The sequence below is a fragment of the Bacillus sp. bc15 genome, assembly GCF_900142585.1.
Lineage (GTDB): Bacteria > Bacillota > Bacilli > Bacillales > Bacillaceae_G > Bacillus_A > Bacillus_A cereus.
Genome location: NZ_FRBJ01000001.1, coordinates 723,780 through 744,255, shown reverse-complemented (window position 1 = coordinate 744,255; position 20,476 = coordinate 723,780). Strand labels below are relative to the sequence as shown.

Genomic DNA, 20,476 nt, shown 5'->3' with positions numbered 1-20,476 from the left:
TCTCTTTAGTTGTTAATTTGCCAACCTTCCTTGTTTACTATTAATTAATCAATTAAAAAAAGAATTTTTTTGTTTAAGAGCTACTTTAAAATCTTAAGTTGATGGATGTGTGAACGTACCGCTACTAAAATTCTTGCTTTTAAATCATTATTAATGTATTATATTTACGTAGAAATATAATGATTATAGTATATAAAAAGGAATCAAATCTATAAGTAAGATTTAAATCCTTTTCCAAGTCAAAAAGACTTTGCCAAAATCTAATATAATTTATGCTTGTCTTTTTAATATGTATCTAGTAAAAACATATTTTTTATCAATGGAATTCTGTTTTCAATATAAATTGAAACTTTTAAATAGATGTTTATTTAGTTTCAATAATAGAAATTAGTGTTCTAAACAAGGAATTATACAAAGTGATCTGAAAAACCTGAGAGATATTGTATGTAGTTTGCTCATCTCCAGGTACTACAATAAAAGAGCCTTACCTCTCTAGGCAAGACTCTACTAGTTTAGTTGTATAATATTTACATGATAACTAAGAAACAGAAAACATATAACACCAAATAACAGCCCCCTATTACTCCTCCTACAGCTAATACCTGTTTAACCCAACTCTTAAATTTTTGATTACTGTAAATCGCTTGCACTCTTTCCATATTTCCTCCTATTAAGGAGAACTCTTAAAGACTCTCACCTCGCTATAGTACCATTAAAAAATGAATAATAGAGATCCAATGTATAAATATGCAATATTGCATACGAAAATGTATTGTTATTATTATAAGCGGTTACTATGATGAGGTTATAAAGATTTATCACATCTTAATACGAAAAAGAGGAGAGAATAATATGGAAATCGCAATGGCAGTTTTAAAATTTATAGGTGGAGCAATCCCATTAATTCAAGAACTTCTAAAAGCATTTATGTAAATTTACTATTTAGCAATTATTTATAAAAATTATTATACAAATAATCTGTATATCAAAAATAAATTGGCTTACATATCATTTGCGTGATCAAGGTCCCTTTAACATGACTAAGGGGACTTTTTGAAATTTTCAAATAATTAACGTTACGTCACATCACCATCAAGTTAGCAAAATAAAATGAAACTTTAACTTGATGGTGATGGGAGTAACAGTTGTGATTTAGAGATAAGATCAGATTATACAAAGTTTTGCACGTCAGCGATACCGGAAATAAAGTTCGCCTTTAGTAGCAAGGATCCCCATTAAAGATAGCCAACTTGCCTATTTAAGAATAGGAGTGTCAATTTAAATGATGCGTTCCTAGGCACTACTCTTCTTCTAAAATAGCGTAATAATATTCATCCCACCATTCATTCCCATGTGGTATACACTTCCTGAAATAGCCTTCTCTTCTCATTCCAATCTTCTCCATTACTCGATATGATGGGGTATTTTGTGGCTGACATGTAGCTATAATCCTATGTAATTTCATTTCCTTAAAGCCATATTTCAAAGTAGCTTTTGCTGCTTCAGAAGCATATCCTTTATTGAAATATTTAGGATTGAACACCCAACCAATCTCATATGTATGCTCACCAAAATATTTATGAAAGACTATATGGCCAATCAGAATATCTTTATCAATTAATACTACAGGAAAGTTCTTAGCGTTTTCACCAATGTTTTCATTCACAAAGTTTCTTGTATTTTCTTCAGTAAAGACCCCTTCAGGTATGTATTTCATAACATTGATATCTGATGTATACTCATGAACAGCTTGCCAATCTTTGAACTCAAATTTTCGTATTAATAATCTTTCTGTTTTTATAAACATTTACTTTTCCCCCTCAAAAAATTGCAACTATATTTAAACTCCACTTTCAAGGTGAAAATACGGGCCAAACAAACTATCTTACAGCTTGAATTTAGAAACTTTAGGGGTAATGTTTTGACAAATATATTATATAACAAATATTAACATCCACGGGATTTGTTTTTGAAAATTATGCGAACTAAGAAAGAAAGTAGTTTTTTCTTAGATATTATTGTTAATAACTGATGGTATCATTATATTTCATTCTGCAACTTATTTAGAAAAGCTATGTACATTTTGAAGAAGTTCTTCAATAAGTTTTGTTTTTTCATTTACCTTTGTGGCATATGTGAAATCACCATAACAATATGGATACCTAAAATTATTTTTATTTTCACCACAAGTATACATGGCTGGATTTTGATCAACTTTCATCTTAGAAAATTTTTTGGCCGAATCCTCCGAGTGTTGTTTAACTTCTTGACTAGCAATAAAATCAATATACCCTGGCCCCATATTATAACTTTGAATAATTGTATCTATGCTAACATCTTTGTCCGTTCCATATTTGTACATTTTAGCAAAGTGCTTTACCCCTTGTTTAATGCTCAAGCTTGTCTCTTGAATTTCATTTGGCTTTAATCCAAGTGATTCGGATGACTGCATAGGGTCGTTTCCCTCACCTCTACTCTCTTGATACATAATTCCTAATAAAATTGGTGTTTTCTCTCCTAAATTATATTTTTCTAATTCTTTTTTTAGGGTAGACTCATATTGCAATACACGTTTTTCGGTGGCTTGCGCTTTATTTTGTTGAATATTGGTTTTATGATTAAAATATAGCATTCCAAGTATTGTTCCTAAGCCTAAAATACTAATAAGGAACGCTTTTATAATTTGATTTTTACTTGTATCCTTCATATATTCCTCCTCGTATAAGAAATTCAATTTTTCAAAGGTAATTGGTTATATACAAACTATGTAATGAACACCTATCTCCCGCCCTTTTTAGACTCATACATCAATACTTTAAGGTTTCAAGTTTAATATAAAAATTTAAAGATAAGGTAAAGATAAGATAAAGATAAGATAAAATAAAAGGTATTTTTAGCGTACTTTAAAAGATATTGCTACAAACGGATATATGGCACAACTTGTTGATATGAATGGATTTAGTGATAATTGAAAGGTTATTGTACAAGTTATTAATTATGGAGATATTATTCCAGAAGATTTAACCTATCTTTTCAATATGCTTTATATAAAAACTACAACATAACATATAATAAAAAACGGCGGACCCTCAACCTAGAAGAATCCACCATCACAAATAAATGATTATTTCACACCTAGTTTTTCTTTTGCTTTCTTCGGGAGCTCGTCTTCCTGCACTTCCTCCCAAGCTGTTACACCTTTTTATCTGAATAATATACACGTAGGAATGCTTCTTTACGAAGATTCTTTTGTGCAATAAATTCTAACTCTTTTTCTTTACCTTCCTTATCAAAACCCGATAATGTATATTCATACTCCTTTCGCGTCACTTTACCATCCATAGATTTTGAAACCCCTCCTTTTCCATCCATGGCAATTTAAACGTAATATTCACCTTTACCAATACAATTGATATCACACCCAACTAAAACACTTGCAAATACAACTTCCTTATTTTTTACGTACCTGTGTATTTTTATCTTTTTACTCACTTTTATTTTTCTTTCTTAACTAACTTATTTAAGATAATCTCATATAAATTAATTAACGAATTAATGCTATTTGCGACATAAAAAAAGAGAGGCGTCTGCCCCCTAATGATTAGGCCTACGCTACCTTCTTTCTTCACCTTCCCATAGAATTTGTTAACATTATCATCCTTCTCCTAACTAAGATCTTTTACTTTTACTAATTTCATATGAGAAATTCCCTTCAAATGTATACACCAAGAATGAGATTTGATAGAAGATACTTGTCTTCATTTTGACTTTTCCAAAATACGAATAATATACCATTCGTTAATAGTCTGATTCGACTTTCCTTATTGAAACTGGAATATTTAGTAAAATGAATTAAACACGCAAATAACTTGATATCGTATCTCATGATTTTTAAGAATGATTCTGTTTTTCATTGTAGTAGTAAAGTTGTTTATCTCATATTGAATTACCTTTCATCTTTCTTACAAGCTCGCAATATTTTTGAAAATACAGTTTATAAAGCCGAGAATTATTATTTTTTGAGAGATAGCATTGAGGAGTTTTTCATATGCACTGTACTATACGGTACTAGATTCCCGTACAGATTTCATTTACAATTCATTGTATTTTCTCTACCGTTCACCAAGTTAAAATGGAATAAATTACCTTTTCATTATAAGGGCCCCGATATAACAATGGAACGTGTGCAAGGCCTAACTTTTTACACCATGCAACTGTTGCATCCCACGATAAACATTCATTTTTCTCATTCCATATTGAAAAGACATAAAAATAGGACGTCAGTGCTATATAGTGAATACTATGACAAGCATACACATTTTCACCACATATCCGCCAGCCTTCTGGAATTCTATACCCCATATTAGTGATATGGCTATAAAAGTATAAAAACTATTAACAAAGCATCTTAATGTTTATGAAATGCTTTGTTAATAGTTTCTCTTCTCCCTAATCTCCTGCGAGACTATATTTTTTTATTGAAATTTTCCATATCTTATTTGATTTATTTATTCTGTAACACCAGATTGGGTTACTTTTACATCAGCTGTTACACGAAAACGTAAATGTTTATAGGATTCTTCCCATTCTTGACTGTTCCATTTTCTTACGTGAGTTCTACCAAGCTTTCTAAGTCCTATAGGATCTGTGTCTTTTTTAATAAACCTCTTTATCAATGTAGTTGCTTTTTTTTCTATTTCTTTTTCCATAATTTTTTCTAATTTTTTTATTTCTTTAGGATTATCTAGATTTTTTGTTTTTGTAAATTCTTGAATTTCAGCTTTAACTTGAATATGAGCATTTACGAATGGATGCTTACTATTCCCCTCCATCTTATATTTTGTTCTAGCTTTTATATTCTCTATCGTGGCATAAGTGTTTGAAGAACCAGGTAGTTTGAATTGGTATGTACCTTGTTTAAAATTATCTGTCAACAATTTAAATACAAATAAATCTTTAGGGTTCACTTTATCAACCATTTTACATCTTTTAAAAAGTGCTATTCCATTTAACTCCAACACATTCCCTTTTTTAGATATCATCGGTAAATAGGAATCTCTCGCATCATCATCAAGTTGATTTAAAAACATAAAAAAGTTTGTTTTTGGTTGCGTTCCATTGTTCATATTTTGCTCCAGTAAAGAGGATAGATAAGAAGCAATTTCTTTTTCTTTAGAATAGTTCCCCTTTAATAGTGATTCCCCTTTTACATTTGTAATTGCTAAATAAATTGCATTTCCTACACTAGGATTGCGGTTCAAAGTCTCTAAAATTTCCTGCATTCCCTTTTCAATTATTTTTTCATTAAAAATAATAACACGCAATTGCCCCAACTCTAGAGGTCCAGAAGATTTTTCGGATGCTCTTGCAAGAACTTCTCTACCAGTCTGGCCTGATGCTGAATAGATTTTTGTTTCACCTTCCCCGCCTCCTTTATAAGCTGAAATCGCAAAGGTTCCTTTTAGCTTACCTTCTGCTTCAGTATCATATGCCGCAACTTGAACTAAATCAATGTCATCCACAATTTTTGTTTTAGCACAACCTATTAAGAAGACACCCAATATAAGGAAAAGTATCCAGCGCTTCATATTTATCTCCTTAACTTTATTTTGGCCGTTTGAATTAGCCATAGTACAGGTAGGTATACATATATATATACAAAGCCAATTTGACCTGTCCAAGTATTTAATAAGTTAATTTTATTACGGTTATTCAAGAAAAATGACAAAATAAAGATGAATAGGATGATAACTGGCAAAACATATTTTTGCTTTATTCCCAGTGCCTCTTTTATACCACGACTTACTCCCCATAATGTAAAGGAAACATTCGGTAATATAAAAAAAGCCCAAACAGAAACAATAATGTATTCAAACCGCTCTATAAAGGGAAATTGTATAATTTTAATCATGCTTAAATATGCCCATATCGCGTTCGCAAGTTGCTTTTCACTAAAAAACGCAAGAGTTAAAATCATAAGGTATGTGTAGACAATAGTCGTTACTAAATTTGCATAGTGCGCATATTTTTGAGACGTTCTTGCCTTTTTAATAAATGGATAGTACAACAATAACATTTCAAATCCAAAAAAACTAAACATATTTCCTTTCATTCCTTTCATAATTTCTAGGAATGAATGCTGTGCAATTGGAAATAAATTCTGGAAATCTGCATACTGCAAAGGATAAAAAAATGTGAAGATTAGAATGCTTGGGATAACGATTCCAAAGAAGCCGATTCCGGCAACTACACGAAATCCTCCAGTCACAATGTAATAACATAGACCCAAAAACGCCCCCGCTATAACCCAAGATGAAATTGAAGGAAACATCCAAACATGTACTACTTCGATATAAGTATGTAGTGTTGTTGCACCTAACAATACAATATAGGATAAAAAAATGAAGTTGAGCAATCCACCAATCCATTTTCCAAGTACGTTTTGATTGATTGCAATGATGTCTCCATTGCCCTGATTTAAAATCTGATATATGATCCAAATCATAAGATTAACAGATATTCCAAAAAGTAGCGTGCTAATCCACGCATCATTTCCAACTAATTTTGCACTAATCCTTTCAAAACCAAGCATACCAACTCCCATCTGTATAGTAATAATTAAAAAAAATACCATATATGGAGAGACTTGATACTCAATTGGGATCTGTTTCATAATGCTCCTCCCTGTTAAATTCAATCATCAAAATCATTTCTTGATAGTATTTTATTTTTCTCTACCTCTTCTGGATTAAAGCGAAAACGCTGTTTAGACCTTGAAAAAATAGGACGTCGAAACATCGCTGAGATCGGCATACGTATAATACTGTCTTTCCAATCTGTAGGGCGTGTAGGATAAAAAGGAAACAAATAAGGACGTCTTAATGATTCTGTACGTAATAAACGTGCTAAAAGCAAAGAGCTTGTTAAAACAATTCCTAATAAGCCCAATAGGTGTGCAGATATTATAAAAGGAAAACGAATTACTCGAATTGTATTACCAATACGATATATTGGTGCTGTAAATGAACTAAGAGCTGAAAGTGCAACAATGATAATAAGTACGTTACTTGTAAGACTTGCTTCTACCGATGCTTGTCCAATCACAATACCACCTACTATACCGACAGTTAAACCCACTTTAGTTGGTAAACGTGCCCCCGCTTCTCTCAGTAATTCAATTGTTATTTCTAAAAAAAGTGCTTCAATTAATGGAGGAAAAGGTACTTTACTTCTCGATATGATTAACGTTTCAAGAAGTTCTTTTGGGATAAGCTCGTAATGATATGTTAAGATCGAGACATATAATGGCGTCGTTAAGACAGAAAATATAAAAGCAAAAAGCCTTAATAGACGAAAAAAAGAGGCTATAATCCAAGGCATGGTGTAATCTTCTGTCGTAGAAAAAAAATCAATTAATGTTGTTGGAAGAGTGATGGCATAAGGCGAGCCATCTACAAAAAGTGCAATTTTCCCTTCTGCTAATACAGCTGCCACACGGTCCGGACGTTCTGTATTCAAAAATTGAGGGAATATAGAATTCGGGTTGTCTGCAATTAACTGCATCAAATAAGTACTATCCAAAACATGGTCTGTTTTTATTTGACTTACCCTTTTTATAATTTCTTGTAGATTTTGATCATTTACAATTCCCTCAATAAATACAATCGCAACAGTTGTGTTAGAGAGAGATCCTACTTTCAATTCTTTCATTTGTAAATAAGGTGTTGGAAGCTTTCTACGTACTAAATTTAAATTTACATCTAAATCTTCGACAAATGCGATTTGCGGACCCACAATATTATATTCAATTTCAGCTTTTGTAATATCCCTTTTTTCTTTCTTTGACACATTTACTAACAAACAATTTAATTTATCTGTATCGAACTGAATAAGTATATAGCCATTTAAAATACTATCCTGAATATCTTCCATTTGATTTGTTATTTTTGAATTCTCAAAAGGTAAGACAGAGTGAATATCTTGTAACGAATCGAAGCTCTTCTCTTTTATATAAGTCAAAACCTCTTCATGAAATATATTTACATCGATTAATGTTCTAAAATATGAAATGACTATAGAGGAATTATTAGAAGCAATTTCCAACGTTATAAAATCTTTAGATTTTTTTAGTAATTGCATTAATTCCTGCAAAGATTTTATAGAGTGAACAGGTACTTTTTCATGTGGTTTCAATTGATAATACCCTTCCTTTCAAAAAGAACCTATATATAGTTTTTAGAAATTTCTATTTTAAAAATGAGGGATATTTATATGTCAATATGCTCATTAAAAATAATTCCTTTTTAACTAACTTAACCAAAATTAGTTAAAAAATGTATTACAAGTAAAAAATTGAAATGTCTCCAAGAAAAATTACAATATTAAAAACATCCTTTCTTTTGGTTCTAAAGAAAGGATGTTTTTATAACAGGTTTTTTCAAGTGTCTATTCTATAGGGTACATTTACCAGTATTCTTCTCTTTATTATTTCATTAAGTAACATTAGCATTACATTTTGTATGGTTTCTTAAAAAATTTCAGTAAAAAGAATATATTAATTTTGAAGTGTACAAATAGGGAGCGTGACTTCAACTATAGTCCCCTTATTCACTTCACTCTCAATAAATACCTTTCCCTGATGTGTTTCAATGATTTTATAACAGATCATTAACCCTAAGCCAATCCCCTCTTCTTTAATACTATAAAAAGGTTCTCCGAGGTATGGTATACGTTCTTTTGGAATCCCACACCCTTGATCGATAAAACGAATACTTACTTGATTATTATCAAGTATATTTAATTGAATGAGAATTTCTCCTCCCATCGGCATAGATTCAATTGCATTTTTTAATATATTAACAAATACTTGCTTTAATTGATTTCCTTCACATGAAATCAATGGAATACCAGGGTTAAGATCGATTCTAAATTTTATATTATGCATCATTGCTTGAGGTTGTAGTAGCATTAAAACTTGATCCATTAGCACACTAATGTTATTAGGTTGCATTTTTACCACCTGTGGTTTGGCTACCGCCATAAATTCAGTTGTAATGCTCTCTATACGCTCAATCTCTGATGATACTATATTAATATAACCCTGATTATTCTCACTTTCCGTTGATTTTAGTAATTGCATGAACCCTTTCATTGCAGTTAATGGATTATTAATCTCATGAGCCATTACAGTCGCTAATTGTCCTACAACAGCAAGTTTTTCAGATTTTCGTAATAATTCTTCTGTTTTTAGCCGTTCAGTGATATCACGAGAAATACTTAGGAAAACTTTTTTACCATTTAAGTTAAAAACACGAACACTAAACTCAGTTGTTATTACTTTTCCTGTTGGAAAAACATATTCATCTTGCAAAGTGAAGGAAGTTTGTCCTTTTTTAATTTTTTCTAATAACCTTACGATCATTTGAGAATCTTGTGGTACTATATTTGAAAATGATAATGAGAGCAACTCTTCTCTACTATATCCAAACCTTCTACACCCAACAGGGTTTACCTCAATAAATCGACTTGGAGCATTCTCTTCATTCAGCTCTACTACATATACCGCATCAGTTGCTTGTTCGATTAGTGCACGGTACTTCATTTCACTATCTCTTAATTGCTGGTGTAATCGATGTCGTTCTCTTTCTGCTTGTTTTCTTTCAGAGATGTCTCTACATATTGCTGATAAAGCTATCACATTTCCTCTTACATCTAGTATAGGGGAAACTGTCAGACTAACATCAAGAAGACTCCCATCACTCCTTTGTCTAACAGTTTCTAATCTAGTAACCACAGATTCTCCTGTTAGAATTTTCTGAATACTTCTAAGCGATTCTTCCATTAAAAAATCTGGTACACAAGGTAATCTCTTACCTATGATTTCTTGTGATGACCACCCAAATATCTTTTCATAAGCTTTATTCGCTTGTAAAATATGCCCTTCTCGATCAGAAATGGTAATAGCATCTAGATTGTGCTTTATAAATGATTCCAATAATTCTTTGGTAGCGCTTAATTCTGATTCTACCTTTTTCCTTTCGGTTATATCAACTGTAGAACCAACAACTTCAATAACTTGTCCATTTCGTTTAATCGGCCTAAGCGCAATAAGAATAATAGTTTTATCATTTGGCCAAGGTAATTCAAATATAATTTCTTTTCCTTCCCATGCCTGAAGATAGTACTTCATCAATTGTGGAACTAAATGTGGAGGAACAATAGAAGCATCAATAGTACGTAAGCTTTTTCCTACCACCTGTTCAGAATAAAACCCGTTTTGATAATAAAACTGTCCATCACATAAAGTGTGTATAAAGTGCTTACCCACTTTTTTAAATTTAAAAATTCCTCCTTGAAGCTCATGTACGGTATCTGCAAGTTCTTGCTTCGATTTTTTTAATTCTCGATTCATTTTAGATAAGTCCTGTGTTAAATGATACAATCTCTGGTAGGCTTCCATAAGAAATAGCCCAATTAAAAGTCCTAACGCTATATATAATAGGCCTCCTGTGTAAAGTAATGTAGTATTAAATAATACGCCAACTAACCACTTTATTCCAATAAAAACAGAAAAATATAACGATGCACTTTTAAAAGGATGTAGTTTTTTAAAATAAGTTTTAAAAGTAGAAAATAGAATCCCCATACCTAAATAAGCAATCACAGGAGGTTCCCAATACCCTCCAGTGTAAAAGATGCGCATTACAATTATGCTAATTAACGTAATCCAACCAGCAATACGACCAAAGTAAATAAAAGATAGAATAAGAGGAACAACTCGAAGATCGTAGGAAAATCCCATGTATGGAAAAGAAAAGAACATTAACGTAACTGCAATAATCCCTCCATAGAGCTTTTCGAAATATCGACTAGAATTAATTGTAAACACTTGAATAAATATTGCTGCGCTAACTAATAAAGAAAAAATAGAAAGGTTGATGAAATAATCTTTAATAATCATGTAATGTCCCTCCTTGCATTAAGTGTATTCGACAAAAAAGCTAAAAATCCTACAAATTGTATAAACAGTTCAAATGCATAAATTTTAAACTAGGATAAAATCTGGAAAAGTAAATAAGGAGCACAGCAGATGAGATATTTTAATGAAAAATAGTTCAAAAAAGATAATAGTAACCGTTGACTACTATTATCTTTTTTCTTTAAGTTATCGTAATACGTATGAAATTCTAAGGGACGTGGTATGTCATTTCATCAAACAATGATTATATACTGAGTCATGAATATAGAAACTTCAACAGTAATTTTTGAAAAATAACATAAAAAACAAAACTATCTTTGAAAATGAAAAAAATCTATATAAATGTCAACTAATCTATGTACAAAAACGTTCACTTAATTTTGCATAAAGTCACTCCACTTAGGAAGCTAAGTAGTTCTTCAAGGTCGATAAGAACACCTGTAGATGCTTCAGGATAACTACATAATTGTATGAGTAATGTACTTGAAACCTTTCGGTAAAACCATACACATAATACAACTAACTCCTTGGTTCAATATTTACTTTTTCGCTGAACAAATTCTTTTTCTTGAGCAAAATATTCTAGGATATAAGGAGATTTTTCAATTAACTTGGTGTCTAGTTTATTCTCCAGCTCCAATTACTTCGTTACTTTCAGATTCAGTTCATTATATTTTGTACTTTGTCTTTATACACAACATATTCTTTACCATCCACTACTGCTACTACCGCAAATTCATCATTTGGATTGAATGAAAGCCAATCAGCCCACATGTTAGTATTAGCCCCTCCACTCCACATATTATGAACAGTGTTTTTAGTTAAATTCATAACTTTATAAGACGCATTTGGCGCATTTGTTCCAGTCTTTATTTCAAAAGTGTATGCGTTATGAATTTTTTTATAAAAGTAAAAAACGTTTGATGGACGAAGCTGATTCAAAAAATCCTGTTCTTTTTTCTCTGCAATTTTTATCCCTTCTTGCAAAGTGACAACATCTGTTTTTAATGTTTTCCAACTGTTTTTCGCTGCATTCAAGCTGGGGGTTAAGAATTTATATTTATTTTGATCAGCTTTTTGATCAGCTTTATCAATATGTCCCAGTACACCCGAATATTGAGAATCTAAATCCTCCCATTGCGTAGACATATAAGTAAGAGCAGTGATAGCACTATCAAGCATACTATGCATATCACTAATATTATGAAATGCAACTCCAACTACACGATTCAATGTTATTTTATAATCTACAGTCTGACGTAATTTTGCTAATTCAGGTTCTAGCCAACCTAACTTACCTCTTGCATCACCTATCATTATGCCACCAGCAATCAAGGTTGGAATAAAGGGGATTTTCACCATGTCTAAGCCCTTAGATTCTATGTCTTTCTGATATTTTACTTGTCCTAAAAGGTCCTCTAGACGCTTTTGGTCAGCCTCTACATCAGCACCTTGGTTTTTTAAAATCGATTGCAATGTCTCTTTATGACTTCCAAATGTTCTAACATCTTCTCCAATAGCATTTTTTAATTGAATTAATTCTTCTTTTAATGCTTTTGCAGACTTTTGATTTTGTTGAATTCCTCCCTGTAAATCTGTGATCCCTTTTTTTAAAGTATCTCCATTTCCAGTATTGATCGCCTCTACTAATGTTTCATAATAATTTTCAAATTTTGTATCGTATTCTATAATGCCTGTCAATGTATCAAAAAGCTGTTTTTTTACTTGTGTATTCCATGTAACAGCATGTGCTCTTGCATTCTTTTGATCTTGTACAATTTTACTAGGTAAATCTGCATTTCCATTAATAGTTATTCCTTCAAAACTCACATCTGGATTATTAATTAGCAAATAAGAATATTCATTCATAGCTTTTGCAAATAAACCAGCATCTTGCAAAGCTTTTTTCATCTGTTCTTCATTTGCTGAAAGAGATATATTTTCATTGTTCGTTTGTTCAATTTCAATTGCAAAAGTTTCTAGTGGTATGACTGCATAAGTAGTTGTTATAGTTAAAAACGCTGATATAGCGAGTAGTTTATTAGGGATTTTTTTCATCATTTCGTATTCCTCCTATATAAGGCATGGTTTCAAGTTCTAATCTTATTAAAAAGCGATGTCTTTCAAAATGATTTCTACATCTTTTATCAATATCGTTTGAACTTTCTTTAGCAGCCTTCAAATCATTAAGTATTAAAGAAAATGTATATAATCTACTTCAAATTAACCGATTCTGTTACAAATTTAAAAAAAGCAATTAAACTACAAGGTTATTTTTTATTCGAATCATACTTATATATAATTGAAAGGCGAAGTCTTTAATGAGACTCCGCCTTTCTGTTATATAAGGATTTATTAATTATTACTTTTCTGTTTAACAGTGTAATCATAGACTTTCTATGTTTTAGTTCACTTTACAACAGAACTAATATTTCCCTATTTTTGTGGAGTAACAGTTTCCACTTTTAATTCCTTTATTCCTTCTTTTAATGTAACAGCATCTGTTCGTAATGTTTTCCAACTGTCTTTCGCTGCATTTAAATTAGGTTTTAAGAATTTAAATTTATTTTGATCGGCTTTTTGAGCTGCATTCTCAATATGCCCTAGAACGCCCGAATATTGAGAATCTAAATCATGCCACTGCGTGGACATATAAGTAAGAGCGTTAATAGCATCATCAAGGGCCTTGTGCATTTCATTAATATTACTGTAAGCAACTCCAACTACACGATTTAAGGTTACTTTATAATCCACGGTCTGACGTAATTCTGCTAATAAAGGCTCTAACTTACCTAAATTATCCCTTGCTACTCCCACTATAATACCGCCAATTATTGGTAGACCCAAAATAGCGCCCTTCATTACATTAAACCCATCAGATTCTAATTGTTTATAATAGTTTACTGATCCTAATACTTCTTCTAGACGCTTTTGATCGGCATCAACATCTGCACCTTGATTTTTTAAAATTGACTGCAAGAGCTCTTTATTACTTCCAAATGCTCTAACATCGTGTCCAATAGAGTCTCTTAATTTAGTTAATTCTTCTATTAGTTGTTGTGCATACTTTTGATTTTGTTGAATTTCACCTCGTAAATCTGTAATCCCTTCTTTTAAAGTTTCTCCATCCCCTGTATTAATCGCCTCTATCATTGTTTCATAATAATTATCAAATGTTGTATCGTATTCAACAATACCATTCAATGTATCTAAAAGCTGTTTTTTTACTTTCGTATCCCAAGTAACGGCATGTGCCCTTGCATTCTTTTGATCTTGTACGATTCTACCAGGTAAATCTACATATCCATTAATGGTAATTCCCTCAAAATTCACATCAGGATTCTTAATTAACATATAAGAATAGGCATTCATAGATTTTGCAAATAATCCAGCCTTTTGCAAGGTCTCTTTCATTCTCGCTTCATTTGCAGAAAGAGCCGTATCTCCATTGTTCGTTTGTTCAATTTCACTTGCAAAAGTTGTTACTGGTGAAACTACATTAGCAGTTGTAATAGTTAATAGCGTCGATACAGCGAGTAATTTGTAAGGGATTTTTTTTATCATTTCATTTTCCTCCAATTTAGGTTTTAAATTTCAGTTCTACTCCTGTTTAAAAGCAATATCTTTTGAAATGAATTCTGCATCTTTATGAATATCATTCCAACTTTCTTTAGCGGCTTTTAAATCATCTGGTATTAAAGAGAATTTGTGGTCTTGCATAGAATCGATATTATCCAGTAAATCTGTATAATTTGCGCCCATTGTATTCCATTGCTTTTGAATATTTGTTAGAGACAATATCGCTTGATCTACAGTCTGATATAAATATGCCAATGTTTCTTTCGCGTTAGTAAGTGAAAGAACTGCTTGATTAGCACGATCTGCTTTCATACTTAATTCTCCGATTTTGTTAGAAATTTCATTATAGGAGTCCATATGCTTAGATGCTGTGACACCAGCCGCAGTTCCTAGACCGATACCAGCTGCACCAAGAGCCGAGAGTCCACCAACAACAGCCGGTGTTGCTGTACCGCCAGTTACAACAATAACTACCGCTCCTCCAATAGCTGCAATAACTAAAATAGCTGCTCCCAATCCACCACCAATTGACCATGCTAATACATCATCAAAATGTTTTTTCTGAGTAGAACGAAGTTGCTCAATTTCAGCTTGAAGTTGTGGAATCGTTGCCTGTTGACCTGCTAATATTGCAGTTAATCCACCTTTCCCATCTGGACCACCAACATTATTTTTAAAATCTGTAGAATTTTGATATAGTTTTCCTTTGAAGTCTTGTAGCATCTTAATCACATCTGTAACTTCTTTTGAATTTGTATTGATTGTAGTAATTAAATCATTTATACCCTCTTTTAGACCTGCCTTATCTTTCTTTTGTACAGTTTCTACTAATGTGTCGTAATAATTTTGAAATTGTTCATCGTAATTTACAATATTACGAGCAGTTTTTTGAATCTGTGGCTTCGCTGTATCTAACCAGTAATTCGCATTGATTCGTGACAGCTCTTGATTAAGGTGAATATTTTTGAGCAACTCTCCCCCCTCTGACCCTAAATCGATATTAGATAAATTTACATTTGGTTGCTTAATCATTGTTTTTGCATATAAATCCATTACTAGAATATGAGACCCTGTTTCAGCCAATGCTTTCTTCAGTCCTTCGGGTCCTAATGCATAATTGCCTACTTTTTGTTCTTGAGCGGTCGTTTCTTGTGCAAATGCATGAATAGTGTTACCGGTAGTAGCAGTTATAACAGTTGCTAATGTAGCTAAAGTTAGTACTTTGAATGGAAATTTTTTCATGACTATTCTCCTTCTTTCGCTAAATGCTTATAATCTTTATGAATTCCCCAAAAACGCAATATTAAAATTTATATACTTGTTCTTCAAGGTAACTTATTACATTTTTTAATTGTCTTAATGTATCTTTTTGAGACTGCTCGTTAGTTGTATCAACATTAGTAGATAATTTTGTAATGCTATTTTTTATTAGATTTAAATCTTCTTTATAGCGCTTTAGTAGATCCAGTTCTACATCTACTTGATTTGCAAACGTATGCAAATCATTTTGTGTAAGAAGAAGCATTGATTTTTGTAAATCAGCTATTGATAGTTTCGTTGTTAAATCATATATTTTTTGATTTTGTTTCTCTAAATCATCTAAATATGCTCGCTGTTCTGCTGTTAATTTATTTACTTCAGCAAAAACACCAAATGTTTTCTTAATCTTTTCGGTATCAATGACCTTCATCAGGTCATACTCTTGTGTTTTTGCTGCGGCTGCGGCTGCTATTTCACCTTGTTTGCTTTTCTCAATTGCTTCACGAGCTGCTTTTTTTGCTGATTCAATCTCTAGAGCAGTTTTACCTTGTTCTGTCGCTTCTTGCGCCGCTTTTTTCTCCGCTTCTAGAATAGAGTTGTTAATTTCTTTTCCTTTGTTATACGCTGCCACCCCTGCTTGAGCAGCTGGTTCAATAATTTCTTTTGAAAGACTATAAACTTCTTTGAATATAGCAAATCCCTGTTCATTTAAAGCCCCTGGTATTAATGCAATTTGCTGTAAATCATTTTGAATTGCTTTTTTGGTATTTAATATTTCATTTTTTAACTGATCTATTTTTCCTGTTCCATCTGTACTTAGTATGCCTTGCGCAGTTGCCACATTAGTATCAAAATCTTTTAATTTTTTATCAAGCTGTAATTTAAGATCTGTTAATTCATTGATTTGTCGTTGCGCATTTTCTTGATTCGTCATAGCCATTTCTTGAAGTACTTCAAGTCTATCCGAAAACCCTTCTCTATCTTCTTTATTGTCTACAAACGATTTTAATGTCGGGTAATAACTATTAAATTTTGTTACAAATCCTTTACTTTTTGAATTTAATAGAATTAACTGTGGATAGAGTTCCGATGACCATTCCTTCATATCTTGTTTGATTAGGAATTGATTGGTATTTAAAGCTGGGACTTCCTCTAGCTGTACATTAGGACTCATTAAAGATTGATCAATATACGTTTGGATTAATTTAGATTGCGCACCTAATTTTCGTAATGATGAAGAAATATCCATGTTTTCTTGTTGAGTTTCTGCTTGAACGATTGGTGTTGCGAGAGTATTGATAGGAATAGTTGCTCCAGTTACAATGGATGTTATTAAAAATCCTGTCATTATTTTAGTTTTCATTCCGTACACTCCTTTACCATTGTTTTTATAACTTAATTCATATAACTTGTACGACCGCTCTCTTTGTAAACTGGAGAAGAAGGAGAAATCTTTCAGATACGTTAATATCGTTGTTTTTTACTTCTAATAGGATGTAAGGATTTTATTTATCTCTCATTTCGATACTCTATTTTTTAAAATATAAATAACAAAAATTTATTAACTATATTTGAATCAGGCACCCTATGAGTAGTAAATTATTAATTCTTTCCTAAAGTTGCGGTTTAACTTACAGAATCGTGAGGATCAATAAACCAATGCTTACAGTTAATCTTGTCATAACATTGTTTAATTTCAATTTGATAATATCCCTCTTAGTTTTGTCAGCAAACTCCTTACTAGACAACAAAAGGTGAAATTATACTGTACATTGCTTATACTTTTATTGCGGAATAACTTCACTTTTGTTATGCAGAAACTTAGAACAAGTTTATTACCAATTTGATTCTTGACCTCTCATAAACAAAAAGACTATTCAGAAAAATATTCCCAACATAATGTTACTTATAACTTCACTATAATTCCTATTAGCGTAACCTTCTCCTTTCTGTCTGGTCATACCAGTTATGTTGTTCATTAAAACATTAAATTTTTAATGCGTAAATAGAAAAATTTTGTCGATTATGCTCGATAATTTACTGCTAAATAAAAATATGAACCGAAAAAAATTATATAAATATAGTTATTTGTAAATTTCATTTCTGTAATTGTAATGATTACAAATTAATGTGTATACGGTTAAAAATAACTATTTTAGCTCAACCAAGAAATTTTATTTTAGAAAAAATACTTATAGAATAATATAATAGGTTTTTTTATACTTTTTTACCTTTATTTAGTTATGTATAATTGCATAAAATGTAGATATATTTAGTAATATATGTTATATTATTGATTTTTTTCACGAGATATCCTAATATAAACATTAATAAATATCTAATATGAAGATATTAGTCTATAAACTTATCATCGTTATAAACATAGGTTTTAAATCACAAAAAAGCTGCAAAACTTCCTTGGAACACTTTGCAGCCTTCTGTATTTTTATTTCCTTTAGCAAAATAACGGTTAGTGTATTTTTTCAAATTAACAATATGGTACAAAGATTTCCATTGAGCTTTTGCTCACATATGTGTTTATTAAATCTTCAAGAGCTATTTGTTTGAGCTGACGTCAGACTAGTGTTTATCTAAAATAAAACTATACCTATAAATTCAGCACATGATTGTTATAAAAATTGAAACTGTTCCGCTAACAAGATAATATCAGGTTAATCTCATACGTCTATTTGAATACAAGTTCTTTTTCTAGACAAATCACAAACTCTTTCTAGCGTAATAAGTTCAGTATTTTCATCTTTTGGGATACTTACACCCATGTTTAAGTCTTTACATTGGAGACAGTAGATAACAAGCTTATATTACTGTATATTTTTCACGGTACTGCCTAGGAGTCATACTAGTGATTTTTTTGAAAACTCTTATAAAATAACTTTGGTCATTAAAGTTAAGCCAAGCACAGATATCTGATAACGAATAAGTAGTGAGTGTTAATAATTTCTTTGCTTCTTCCACTCGTTCCCTTTGAATATATTCGCTTAAAGTAATTCCCATTTCTTTTTTAAATAGTTTAGACAGATAAGTAGGCGTAATTTCTAAATGATTAGCAAGTTCATTCAGAGATATTCCATCGTAAACATTTTTATTAATATGTTTTATACATGTAGTAACCGCGTAAGAATACTTTTTTGCATTGTATTCTTTCACACGATCTGCAAAGGTACGTAAAGCATCCCCTGACAATCGCTTTACAGATTCTACATTATCTAATTGTTCCAGGGTTTGTATATATAAAATACTATGAGCAAAAGCAATATCTGGTGGCAGGTTTCCTTCTATTGCATATCGAGTGGCTAAGGTAATCGCAATAATTCCAAGGTTTTTTTGATTCCTGAGCGGATCCTCTATTAGCATAAGTTCAACATCTTCTTGTGAAACCGCATACATATACTGTATTAACTTTTTTTTATTTCCTTCTTTAATAGTCGAAAAGAAATCATTTACTAATGCCATATTGTGCGTTTTAGGTTTGTTTTGTCGGCGTTTTAAAATATATAAATCCGGTTTCACAATTTTATTAGGAACTTCCTCTAGTACTTTATTTTTTTCCAAGACAATATCTACATCTAACTTTTCATTGAAAATCATGTAATGTAATAAAATTCCCATATCAATTAATGTAGTTTTTTTAATCTCAGATAAACACTGATAATAGGCAAGTCTTTCTTGAATGTTATCATTTGATTTAAATTCTTTCTGAAATTTTATGATCATATCATCTGAATCTTTTGGATGTATAGTAGGACCGATTATAATAGTCCCTTTAATATCATCATGATTTTCTATATGAATTAGAACAAAATTTTCAAGATAGTTGTTACTTCGGAAAAGTGGCAAGTTAAAGGGATCGTTTTCTTGATAAATATCAGTAAGATGTTCTTCTTTTGAAGAATAAAAAGGACTACAAACATTATCAGATGTAGAATGATATAAAATTTTTCTGTCTGCAGATAAAATATGTACAGGGGCATTAAATGCTTTATGTGCAAGATCACATAAGTGTTGTATATCGATAGAAGTATTCATTACATTCTCCTTTATAGATCCATAAAATATATTCTGTTATATATAATTCACGACAAATAATACTATAAAATATCAAATTAGTACAATTCACAACAAAATATTACTATATCTTTTTTATAAAAATCATATATTATTTAATTGTAGTTAGCATCTAAATATCAGAGTAGATAAGTAAACGAAATAAGCTAAGTTCTTTTCTTAATTCTACAAGATATAATTATTGAACTTGAGAAAACAGTGAAGTACTACAAAATACAGTGGTAGTCAATGCGAGGACCAAGCTGGAAAAAGATTTAAAATAAAGCGAAAGTAACAGGAGATACTGTACCACCGCAAGAAACAACAGTCAAAGTTCCAATTCAATCATTTATACAAATTGAATTCAAAAAATAAATACTGCTAATTTAAATATGAAACTGAAAAACTATTTTGCTCCAAATTTTAGAAAAAGATAATAAAGAAGTCGTGAAATCGGAAAAAGATGAAAGCGATACGGCTATTTTTGAAACACTATGTTTTGAAAAGTACAAGGTGGAGGAAATTCAAGTGCTCAATTAAACATTTAATTGAGAGAAAGGCCTTTTCATCAACTAAAAATAAAAATAAAAAACG

The 20,476-nt window shown here is 31.1% G+C and carries 14 protein-coding genes and 4 pseudogenes; 3 read left to right on the top strand and 15 right to left on the bottom strand.

Going from position 1 to position 20,476, the window contains the following annotated elements:
* Positions 1 to 527 precede the first annotated feature (527 nt).
* Positions 528 to 659: a hypothetical protein gene (locus BUA87_RS31625; protein WP_000442767.1), complete on the bottom strand. Its 132-nt coding sequence runs from the start codon at positions 657 to 659 to the stop codon at positions 528 to 530.
* Positions 660 to 747: 88 nt separating this feature from the next.
* On the opposite strand from BUA87_RS31625, the gene BUA87_RS03665 reads away from it, so the two are divergent.
* On the top strand, positions 748 to 933 hold the full coding sequence (locus tag BUA87_RS03665; RefSeq protein WP_002094014.1) for a hypothetical protein: 186 nt from the start codon (positions 748 to 750) through the stop codon (positions 931 to 933).
* A 367-nt stretch (positions 934 to 1,300) separates the two neighbouring features.
* On the opposite strand, the gene BUA87_RS03660 is transcribed toward BUA87_RS03665, so the two are convergent.
* Both BUA87_RS03660 and BUA87_RS03655 read right to left on the bottom strand, forming a co-directional pair.
* Entirely contained in the window at positions 1,301 to 1,807 is a 507-nt protein-coding gene (locus BUA87_RS03660) for a GNAT family N-acetyltransferase (RefSeq protein WP_000470143.1), read from the bottom strand.
* Positions 1,808 to 2,059: 252 nt separating this feature from the next.
* The gene (locus BUA87_RS03655) at positions 2,060 to 2,707 is read right to left on the bottom strand and encodes a lysozyme family protein (RefSeq protein WP_000655741.1); all 648 of its coding nucleotides are present in this window, start codon (positions 2,705 to 2,707) and stop codon (positions 2,060 to 2,062) included.
* A gap of 217 nt (positions 2,708 to 2,924) precedes the next feature.
* Here BUA87_RS03655 and BUA87_RS31620 point away from each other — a divergent pair.
* Positions 2,925 to 3,047 (top strand): annotated as a pseudogene (locus tag BUA87_RS31620) (vancomycin resistance histidine kinase VanS); the annotation flags it as partial.
* Between the two features lie 77 nt (positions 3,048 to 3,124).
* Here BUA87_RS31620 and BUA87_RS03650 read toward each other — a convergent pair.
* The 12 genes and pseudogenes from BUA87_RS03650 to BUA87_RS03600 form a co-directional block, all read right to left on the bottom strand.
* A pseudogene (locus BUA87_RS03650) lies at positions 3,125 to 3,372 on the bottom strand (YxeA family protein).
* 768 nt (positions 3,373 to 4,140) lie between these two features.
* Positions 4,141 to 4,365 (bottom strand): annotated as a pseudogene (locus BUA87_RS03645) (RNA ligase family protein); the annotation flags it as partial.
* Between the two features lie 143 nt (positions 4,366 to 4,508).
* Entirely contained in the window at positions 4,509 to 5,588 is a 1,080-nt protein-coding gene (locus tag BUA87_RS03640) for a Ger(x)C family spore germination protein (protein ID WP_000832858.1), read from the bottom strand.
* Positions 5,589 to 5,590: 2 nt separating this feature from the next.
* A complete protein-coding gene (locus tag BUA87_RS03635) occupies positions 5,591 to 6,673 on the bottom strand; it encodes a GerAB/ArcD/ProY family transporter (protein ID WP_000809705.1) in 1,083 nt (360 codons plus the stop codon).
* 20 nt (positions 6,674 to 6,693) lie between these two features.
* Positions 6,694 to 8,193 (bottom strand): spore germination protein, encoded by a 1,500-nt coding sequence (locus tag BUA87_RS03630; RefSeq protein ID WP_000802303.1) that lies wholly within the window; start codon positions 8,191 to 8,193, stop codon positions 6,694 to 6,696.
* Positions 8,194 to 8,554: 361 nt separating this feature from the next.
* Complete coding sequence (locus BUA87_RS03625) at positions 8,555 to 10,960, bottom strand: PAS domain S-box protein (protein ID WP_072938454.1); 2,406 nt, start codon at positions 10,958 to 10,960, stop codon at positions 8,555 to 8,557.
* A gap of 445 nt (positions 10,961 to 11,405) precedes the next feature.
* A pseudogene (locus BUA87_RS31615) lies at positions 11,406 to 11,618 on the bottom strand (hypothetical protein); the annotation flags it as partial.
* 20 nt (positions 11,619 to 11,638) lie between these two features.
* Entirely contained in the window at positions 11,639 to 13,039 is a 1,401-nt protein-coding gene (hblA, locus tag BUA87_RS03620) for a hemolysin BL regulatory component HblB (protein ID WP_000976148.1), read from the bottom strand.
* Between the two features lie 375 nt (positions 13,040 to 13,414).
* Positions 13,415 to 14,542, bottom strand: coding sequence for a hemolysin BL binding component B (gene hblB, locus BUA87_RS03615; RefSeq protein WP_000591969.1), 1,128 nt, complete (start codon positions 14,540 to 14,542; stop codon positions 13,415 to 13,417).
* Positions 14,543 to 14,578: 36 nt separating this feature from the next.
* Positions 14,579 to 15,799 carry a hemolytic enterotoxin HBL lytic component L1 gene (gene hblD, locus BUA87_RS03610; protein WP_000714435.1) on the bottom strand — a complete coding sequence of 407 codons (1,221 nt, stop codon included), beginning with the start codon at positions 15,797 to 15,799 and terminating at the stop codon, positions 14,579 to 14,581.
* A 61-nt stretch (positions 15,800 to 15,860) separates the two neighbouring features.
* On the bottom strand, positions 15,861 to 17,180 hold the full coding sequence (gene hblC / locus BUA87_RS03605) for a hemolytic enterotoxin HBL lytic component L2 (protein ID WP_000850229.1): 1,320 nt from the start codon (positions 17,178 to 17,180) through the stop codon (positions 15,861 to 15,863).
* Between the two features lie 1,454 nt (positions 17,181 to 18,634).
* Positions 18,635 to 19,864 (bottom strand): helix-turn-helix domain-containing protein, encoded by a 1,230-nt coding sequence (locus tag BUA87_RS03600; RefSeq protein WP_001097913.1) that lies wholly within the window; start codon positions 19,862 to 19,864, stop codon positions 18,635 to 18,637.
* A 429-nt stretch (positions 19,865 to 20,293) separates the two neighbouring features.
* On the opposite strand from BUA87_RS03600, the gene BUA87_RS03590 reads away from it, so the two are divergent.
* A complete protein-coding gene (locus tag BUA87_RS03590; RefSeq protein WP_071714849.1) occupies positions 20,294 to 20,422 on the top strand; it encodes a peptidase in 129 nt (42 codons plus the stop codon).
* The last annotated feature ends 54 nt before the right edge of the window (positions 20,423 to 20,476 follow it).